The sequence below is a fragment of the Qipengyuania sp. genome (assembly GCF_042095715.1).
In the GTDB taxonomy this organism is placed as follows: Bacteria; Pseudomonadota; Alphaproteobacteria; order Sphingomonadales; family Sphingomonadaceae; genus Qipengyuania.
In genome coordinates this window covers 1-7484 of sequence record NZ_JBELMO010000097.1, presented here as the reverse complement: position 1 = coordinate 7484, position 7484 = coordinate 1, and the positions used below count along the sequence as shown (strand labels likewise).

At 66.0% G+C, this 7484-nt stretch carries 7 protein-coding genes; 2 read left to right on the top strand and 5 right to left on the bottom strand.

Going from position 1 to position 7484, the window contains the following annotated elements:
* On the bottom strand, positions 1-1030 hold a 1030-nt coding region (locus tag ACFDTG_RS15335), incomplete at its 3' end, for an MFS transporter (protein WP_375291840.1).
* Positions 1031-1217: 187 nt separating this feature from the next.
* Between ACFDTG_RS15335 and ACFDTG_RS15330 the strand changes: the two genes are divergently transcribed.
* Positions 1218-2327: an aldose epimerase family protein gene (locus ACFDTG_RS15330; RefSeq protein WP_375250936.1), complete on the top strand. Its 1110-nt coding sequence runs from the start codon at positions 1218-1220 to the stop codon at positions 2325-2327.
* Positions 2328-2344: 17 nt separating this feature from the next.
* Positions 2345-4129, top strand: a complete 1785-nt coding sequence (locus tag ACFDTG_RS15325; protein ID WP_375250937.1) for an IlvD/Edd family dehydratase — start codon at positions 2345-2347, stop codon at positions 4127-4129.
* A 30-nt stretch (positions 4130-4159) separates the two neighbouring features.
* Here ACFDTG_RS15325 and ACFDTG_RS15320 read toward each other — a convergent pair whose 3' ends face one another.
* The 4 genes from ACFDTG_RS15320 to ACFDTG_RS15305 form a co-directional block, all read right to left on the bottom strand.
* The gene (locus ACFDTG_RS15320) at positions 4160-4906 is read right to left on the bottom strand and encodes a FadR/GntR family transcriptional regulator (RefSeq protein ID WP_375250938.1); all 747 of its coding nucleotides are present in this window, start codon (positions 4904-4906) and stop codon (positions 4160-4162) included.
* Positions 4907-5256: 350 nt separating this feature from the next.
* Positions 5257-6057: an enoyl-CoA hydratase/isomerase family protein gene (locus tag ACFDTG_RS15315; RefSeq protein ID WP_375250939.1), complete on the bottom strand. Its 801-nt coding sequence runs from the start codon at positions 6055-6057 to the stop codon at positions 5257-5259.
* Between the two features lie 11 nt (positions 6058-6068).
* Complete coding sequence (locus ACFDTG_RS15310; RefSeq protein WP_375250940.1) at positions 6069-6719, bottom strand: 3-oxoacid CoA-transferase subunit B; 651 nt, start codon at positions 6717-6719, stop codon at positions 6069-6071.
* Positions 6720-6733: 14 nt separating this feature from the next.
* On the bottom strand, positions 6734-7423 hold the full coding sequence (locus ACFDTG_RS15305; RefSeq protein ID WP_375291839.1) for a 3-oxoacid CoA-transferase subunit A: 690 nt from the start codon (positions 7421-7423) through the stop codon (positions 6734-6736).
* Between the last annotated feature and the right edge of the window lie 61 nt (positions 7424-7484).

The window sequence follows — 7484 nt, the reverse complement described above, 5'->3', positions numbered from 1 at the left end:
CAATCGGGCCGGTGACGAAGACAGTGACCAGCATGACCACGAACGCGCCCACGGAAAAAGCGGCGAGCACGGTTTCGGCGGGGATCTTCTGCATCACCGCCGATCCGACGAAACGGCCAACCATCATGCCACCCCACAGGAAGGTGAGATAGCGCCCCGCCTGCTCGGCGGTGACGTTGGCGATGTCGGGTTGCGACACGAAATTCACGAACAGGTTGGCGACCCCGATCTCCGCGATCAGGTAGATGAAGATCGCCGGGATGCCGAACACCAGGTTGCGATGCTTCCACAGCGAGTGCTGGCGCCGTTCCTCCTTCGCGACCCGGCTGGTGGCCCCGCCCATCGCCGGCAGCGGGAAGCGCGCGATCACCATCGCGAGCACCACCAGCACGATCGCGACCAGCACATAGGGCAGGATCACCGACTGCGCGTCCGCCAGCCGCTCGGCCTGCGTCAGCACGGTCCCCGCCGCCGCGGTGCCGCCGCGCGACCGGCCAAGGATCAAATAGGCACCAAACAGCGGCGCCAGCATGGTGCCTGCCGAATTCATCGCCTGAACGAGGTTGAGCCGCGAGGAGGATGTTTCGGGCGGGCCGATCGACGCGACATAGGGGTTGGCCGCGACCTGAAGCAGCGTGATGCCGCTGGCGATCACGAACAGCATCAGCAGCGTGACGCCATAAGACGGCAGGCTGGCCGCGAGCACCATGCCCAGCGCGCCTGCCGCCATGACGAGCAGGCCGACCACCAGCGATTTCTGATAGCCGATCCGCTCGATCAGCTTGGCGGACGGGATCGAGGCGAAGAAATAGGCGATGAACCACACGCTCTCTATCAGGGTGGTCTGGGTGTAGTTCAGGTCGAACACGCTGCGCAGGTGCGGCAGCAGCGTGTTGTTGATGACGGTGATGAAGCCCCACATGAAGAACAGGCTGGCAAGCAGCATCAGCGCGGAACGGTAGGACGCGCCCGCGCCTGTTCCGCCACCCGGCGACGCCCCCACTCCCGTCGATCCGATCGGACCCGCCATGCTATTTCCCCCTCCTGGGCTTCGATTATCGGCCGTTTCAGGCCATGGATGCCTTGCCTCGTTTATTTATGTCTGACTATATTCGGCGCCATCGGTGGTCAATGCGGAATTGACGCGGGCCGGATGGCGCGTGCGTGTGGGGAGGAACATCTTGGAACAGCCGGTTCGCGTGATCTTTCGTTGTGCGGTGGCGATACTGCCTTTCCTGGCCGCCCCGGCGCTTGGCGCGACGGCAGAGCGCTCGGCGTTCGGCACGCTGCCCGATGGCACGCGCGTCGAGCGGGTCACCCTCACGGGGGGCAATGGCGTGGTCGCGCGCATCATGACCTTGGGCGCGACGCTGCAGACGTTCGAAGTGCCCGGCCGCGACGGCAAGGTGGTGGACGTGACGCTCGGCTATGACGATGCGGCCAGTTACGTGCGAGCACCGAACTATTGGGGGCAGACGATCGGCCGCTATGCCAATCGCATTCGCGGCGGCCGCTTCTCCCTCGACGGACGCAGCTATCAGGCGCCGCTCAACGACAAGACCAATACGCTCCACGGCGGTACCGAGGGCTTCGACAAGCGGGTGTGGCGGATCGTCTCTGTGTCCAGCGGCGCGCAGGCCAGGGTGGTGATGGCGCTGACCAGCCCGGCGGGCGATCAGGGCTATCCCGGAAAGCTCGATGTCACCGTCGCTTACGCGCTCGACGATCGCGGCTCGCTGACCATCGACATGGACGCCGCTACCGACGCGCCCACGGTCGTCAACCTGACCAATCACGCGCTTTTCAACATGGCGGGCGAGGGATCGCCGGGCGGCATCTACGCCCAGCGGCTGACTATTCCGGCGCGCCGGTTCACCCCGGTCGATGCCACCCTGATCCCGACGGGCGAGATGAAAGCGGTGGCCGGCACCGTGTTCGATTTCACGCGCGGGCGGCTGCTGGGCGATGGGATCCGCGACGGGCGCGACCCACAGATCGTGATCGGGCGCGGCTGGGACCATAATTGGGTGCTCGACAAGGGCGCGACCGCCGAGCCGCGGCTCGCCGCGCGGCTGGAGGATCCCGCCTCCGGCCGGGTGCTGGAGGTGTTGACCACCGAGCCGGGCGTGCAATTCTATTCGGGCAATTTTCTCGACGGGACGCTGATCGGCAAGGGCGGTCATGTCTATCGCATGGGCGACGGGCTGGCGCTCGAACCCCAGAAGTTTCCGGACACCCCCAACCAGCCGGGCTTCGGCTCGGCGCGGGTCGATCCTGGCAAGCCCTATCACCACCGCATGATCTACCGCGTCTCCACCGCGCGCTGATCCTGGAGCCTGATCACGTGACACAGAAGCTGCGCAGCCGCGCCTGGTTCGACAACCCGGACAATATCGACATGACCGCGCTCTATCTGGAGCGCTATCTCAACTTCGGGATCAGCCTGGAGGAGCTGCGCTCGGGCAAGCCGATCATCGGCATCGCCCAGACGGGGAGCGACCTCAGCCCCTGCAACCGCCACCTGCTCGTCCTGGCCGAGCGGGTGCGGGAGGGCATCCGCGACGCGGGGGGTATCGCGTTCGAGTTCCCGGTCCATCCGATCCAGGAAACGGGCAAGCGGCCGACGGCGGGCCTCGACCGCAACCTCGCCTATCTGGGCCTGGTTGAGGTGCTATACGGCTATCCGCTCGATGGCGTGGTGCTGACGATCGGTTGCGACAAGACCACGCCCGCCGCGTTGATGGCGGCGGCCACCGTCAACATCCCGGCGATCGCGCTGTCGGTCGGGCCGATGCTCAACGGCTGGCACAAGGGTGAGCGAACCGGGTCGGGCACCATCGTCTGGAAGGCAAGGCAACTGCTCGCCGCCGGCGAGATCGACGATGCCGAGTTTATCCGCCTCGTCGCCTCCTCCGCGCCGTCGACCGGCTATTGCAACACCATGGGCACGGCGACGACGATGAACTCGCTGGCCGAGGCACTGGGCATGAGCCTGCCCGGATCGGCGGCGATCCCCGCGCCCTATCGTGACCGTCAGGAGGTGTCGTGGCGCACCGGCAAGCGCATCGTCGAGATGGTGGCGGAGGATGTGAAGCCCAGTGACATCATGACCCGCGACGCCTTTCTCAACGCCATCGTCGTCAACTCGGCGATCGGCGGCTCCACCAACGCGCCCATCCACCTGCAGGCGATCGCGCGTCACGCGGGGGTGGAACTGGACTGGAAGGATTGGCAGGAAACCGGCCATAAGGTGCCGCTGCTGGTCAATCTTCAGCCCGCCGGCGAATATCTGGGCGAGGATTATTATCGCGCCGGCGGCGTGCCGGCGGTGGTCAGCCAGCTGATGGGCGAGGGGCTGATCCGTGAGGATGCCCTCACCGTCAACGGCCGCACCATGGGGGACAATTGCCGCGACGCCGTGATCGAGGACGACAAGGTCATTCGCCCGTTCGACCGGCCGCTGAAGGATAATGCGGGCTTCATCGTCTTGTCAGGCAATTTGTTCGACGCCGCGATCATGAAGACCAGCGTGATCGGTCCCGAATTCCGCGATCGCTATCTCTCCAACCCCGACGATCCCGACGCCTTTGAAGGGCCGGCGGTCGTGTTCGACGGGCCGGAGGACTACCACCACCGCATCGACGATCCCGCGCTGGGGATCACGCCGGACACGCTGATGTTCATGCGCGGCGCCGGTCCGATCGGCTATCCGGGCGCGGCGGAAGTCGTGAACATGCGCCCGCCCGCCTATCTCATCACCGAGGGGATTCACGCGCTGCCCTGCATCGGTGACGGGCGCCAGTCGGGGACTAGCGGCAGCCCGTCGATCCTCAACGCCAGCCCGGAGGCGGCGGCGATGGGCGGCCTGGCGTTGCTGAGGACGGGCGACCGCGTCCGCATCGACCTGAAGCGGGGTACGGCCGACGTATTGATTTCGGATGAGGAGCTTGCCGCGCGACGTGCGGCGCTGGAGGCGGACGGCGGCTACGCCTATCCCGCCGCGCAGACCCCCTGGCAGGAGATTCAGCGCGCGGTGGTGGGCCAGATGAATACCGGCGCAATCCTGGAGGGCGCGGAGAAATATCAGCGGATCGCCCAGACCAGGGGGCTGCCGCGCGACAATCACTGATCGCGTCGCGCACCGGCCGGGCCGGCGCGGTCAACCCGCCTGCCTGACGCCGGTCGACGGCCGGGCTTCCTCGTGGTCGATCGCCTGTTCGGTGTCCGCCTGCGCCTGACGGACCAGGATCATCGTCGCGTCGCGCGCCGCCTCGGCATCGCCGCGTGCGATCGCGTTGAACAGCGCCTGATGCTCGGGCAGCGGATCGCGCGGTATCCGGGAAGCGCGGTACTTGAAATAGGTCGTCCAGCGGACGGCGGCGGCGATACTGGCCGACAGGCTGACCAGCAGTTCGTTGCCGGTCGCTTCCAGGATCACGGCATGGAAGGTCTGGTCGGCGGCGCGACCCGCCTCGCTGGCGAGGCCGTGGACCGACATTTCCTCCAGGGCATGGCCGATGCGGGCGAGTTGCGCCGGGGTCCGCCCCACGGCCGCCAATTCGGCGGCGGCGGGTTCCACGATCAGGCGGAGCTGGAACAGGCTGCGCACGAAAGACACCGGCGGCGCGCCTTCGAACATCCAGCGGAGCAGTTCGGGATCGAGGAGATTCCACGCCTGCCGCTCGCGGATACGGGTGCCCGCCTTCGGCCGGCTTTCCACCAGGCCCTTCGCTGACAATATCCGCAACGATTCACGGATCACGCTGCGCGATACCCCCGACCGTTCGGCCAGCTCGATCTCACCCGGCAGCACCGATCCCACCGCATAATGGCCGGTGACGATGGCGACCCCGATATCGCGGGCAAGCGATATGTGAGCGGGCTTTCCCCTCTTGCCGCCGTTCATTCCGCTCCCCTGTCAGACGAACCGCTTGTGCCGCAGGCCGCGCCATGCGGCAAGCCGCGCGCCTGCGGCTCGGGGGTCCGCCGCGATTGGTCCGGGCATATTCGATGTCTATCAACCGGCAGGAGCGGCTATCGTCGTCATCGCGGAAAAGTCAGGCTGCGTTCCGGGGCAGCGAGTCGGTGAGTGGCGATGGCGGGAGGACAGCGACAGGCGCAAGGCTGGCGCCCGGCCATTTCCGACTATTTGTCGGCTTGCAATCAGGGGGAGATGTATCCGGCTTTCTGGCCCCTTCGTCACCCCAGTGGGTAAACTGGGCGGTGCGTGCGCCCGGACCGCTGGCGCCGCAGGTGCTACCGGCCGCTTAGCGCGCGCCGGATGTTCGCCTCGCTGCTCGGTTCCTCCACGAGCGAGGAGGACGCCTCCTGGGCTTCCAGATAGGCCTGCATCCAATCCGGGCCCTCGAGCGACAGCGACTGACGCTTTCGCGCACGAAGCGTCGCCATGCTCTTTCGAGCGATGACGCTTGCGAGGTCCAGGGCGAGCGGCAGGACCGCCGCCGGAGGCACCACATAATTGAAGAAACCGGTCGGCTCGAGTTCACGGGCCGAGAAACTCCGTCCCGTATACAGCATCTCACGCACCTTCGCTTCCGGCATCTTCAGCATCGCGAAAAGCCCGGCGCTACCGCCGACGAGGCCATAGTCCACTTCGGGACAGGCAAAACGCGCCTGTTCGCTGGCGATGCGCATATCGCACATGCCCGCCAGCATGACGCCTACGCCAACCGTCGCGCCGTTTATCGCCGCCACCATGGGACGCTCTATTCGGTGGAAGCGCGGCAGTTGCTCGTTGATGAAGCCATAGCGTTCACGGCGACGCTGCGCGGTCATGCCCTTGAACTCGTGAAGGTCCGCGCCGCCGCACCAGGCCTTGCTGCCCTCCGGCGCGGTGATCACGAGCACGCGGACGCGATCATGGGCTTCGACATATGCGGCCAGGCGCCCGATGTCCTCGTAGACTGACAGCGACACCGCATTCACCGGCGGCCGGGAGAAGGTGACCAGCGTCACACCGTCGTCGCGCACAGCGATCTTGAAGCAGCCGAGCTGGGTTTCCTCGCTGGGCGTGAACGAGCAAGTGTGCATGGTCATCGTCAGTTCGTTCAGGCTGCCACTGGCTCGGGCACGAAGGCGACCCCGGTCAGGCGGGCAAGCTCTTCGCGGCTTAACCCTGGCACGAGCTCGACGACCGAAGCGCCCCCCGGGCCCACGTCGAATACGCCGACATCGGAGTAGATGCGGGACACGCAGGCGATCCCGGTCAGGGGGTAGGTGCAGCGCTGAACCAGCTTGCTTTCGCCCGATTTGGTGAAGAGATCCATCATGACGAAGACGCGCTTGGCGCCGATCGCCAGGTCCATGGCGCCGCCGACCGCCGGGACCGCGTCCGCCGCTCCGGTGTGCCAGTTTGCGAGGTCGCCGTGCACCGAAACCTGAAAGGCGCCGAGCACGCAGATGTCGATATGTCCGCCCCGCATCATCGTGAACGAATCGCCGTGATGGAAGAAGCAGCCGCCAGTCAGCAGCGTCACGGGCTGCTTGCCCGCATTGATGAGATCCCAGTCCTCCTGGCCCGCCATGGGTGCGGGGCCCATGCCGAGGATGCCGTTCTCGCTGTGAAGGAAGATTTCGCGATCGGGAGGCAGGAAGTCGGCGACCTTCGTCGGCGCCCCGATGCCAAGATTGACATAGGCTCCTTCCGGAATGTCCTGCGCCACCCGCTGGGCAATCGCTTCACGGCTCATTCGTTGCATGTCTGGCAGACTCCTCAGGCGGCAGCGACGACGACGGGGGCGGCGCCGATCTGAACGACGCGCTTCACGAATATGCCGGGTGTCACGACCGTTTCGGGATCGATCTCTCCGAGCGGCACCATATGGCCGACCTGCGCGACGGTGCATTTCGCGGCCATGGCCATGATGGGGCCGAAGTTGCGTGCCGCCTTCCGATAGACGAGATTCCCCCAGCGATCGCCCCGCTCGGCCTTGATAAGCGCGAAATCCGCGTGGATCGGATATTCCAGGACGTAGTCGCGACCGTCGATGTTGCGTGTTTCCTTGCCCTGCGCGAGGAGCGTTCCGAAGCCGGTGGGGGTGTAGATCGCACCGAGGCCCGATCCCGCTGCCTGTATCCGCGCCGCTAGGTTCCCCTGTGGTACCAGCTCCAGTTCGAGCTCGCCGGAGCGATACCGTTGCTCGAAGTGATGCGAGGCGGCCATCCGCGGGAACGAGCAAACGACCTTGCGCACCCGTCCCGCCTTGATGAGCGCGGCGATACCGATCTCGCCAGAGCCCGCGTTGTTGCTGATGACCGTCAGGTTCGTCGCACCATGATCAACCACGGCCTGGATCAGTTCGGCGGGGGCGCCGGCATCCCCGAAGCCGCTGATCATGATGGCGGCACCGTCCTGAAGATCGGCGATGGCCTCCATCGCGCTGGTCACGGACTTGTCAATCATCGCTGTTCCTTCGTGGAAAATCTCGCCGAAGCCATCATGATAAAACCGACAAACATTCGGT

Excerpts from the sequence above, each read along its gene's own strand:
- ACFDTG_RS15320 (WP_375250938.1), bottom strand. The coding sequence starts at position 4,906 with ATGAACGGCGGCAAGAGGGGAAAGCCCGCTCACATATCGCTTGCCCGC.
- ACFDTG_RS15315 (WP_375250939.1), bottom strand. The coding sequence starts at position 6,057 with ATGACCATGCACACTTGCTCGTTCACGCCCAGCGAGGAAACCCAGCTC.
- ACFDTG_RS15310 (WP_375250940.1), bottom strand. The coding sequence starts at position 6,719 with ATGCAACGAATGAGCCGTGAAGCGATTGCCCAGCGGGTGGCGCAGGAC.
- ACFDTG_RS15305 (WP_375291839.1), bottom strand. The coding sequence starts at position 7,423 with ATGATTGACAAGTCCGTGACCAGCGCGATGGAGGCCATCGCCGATCTT.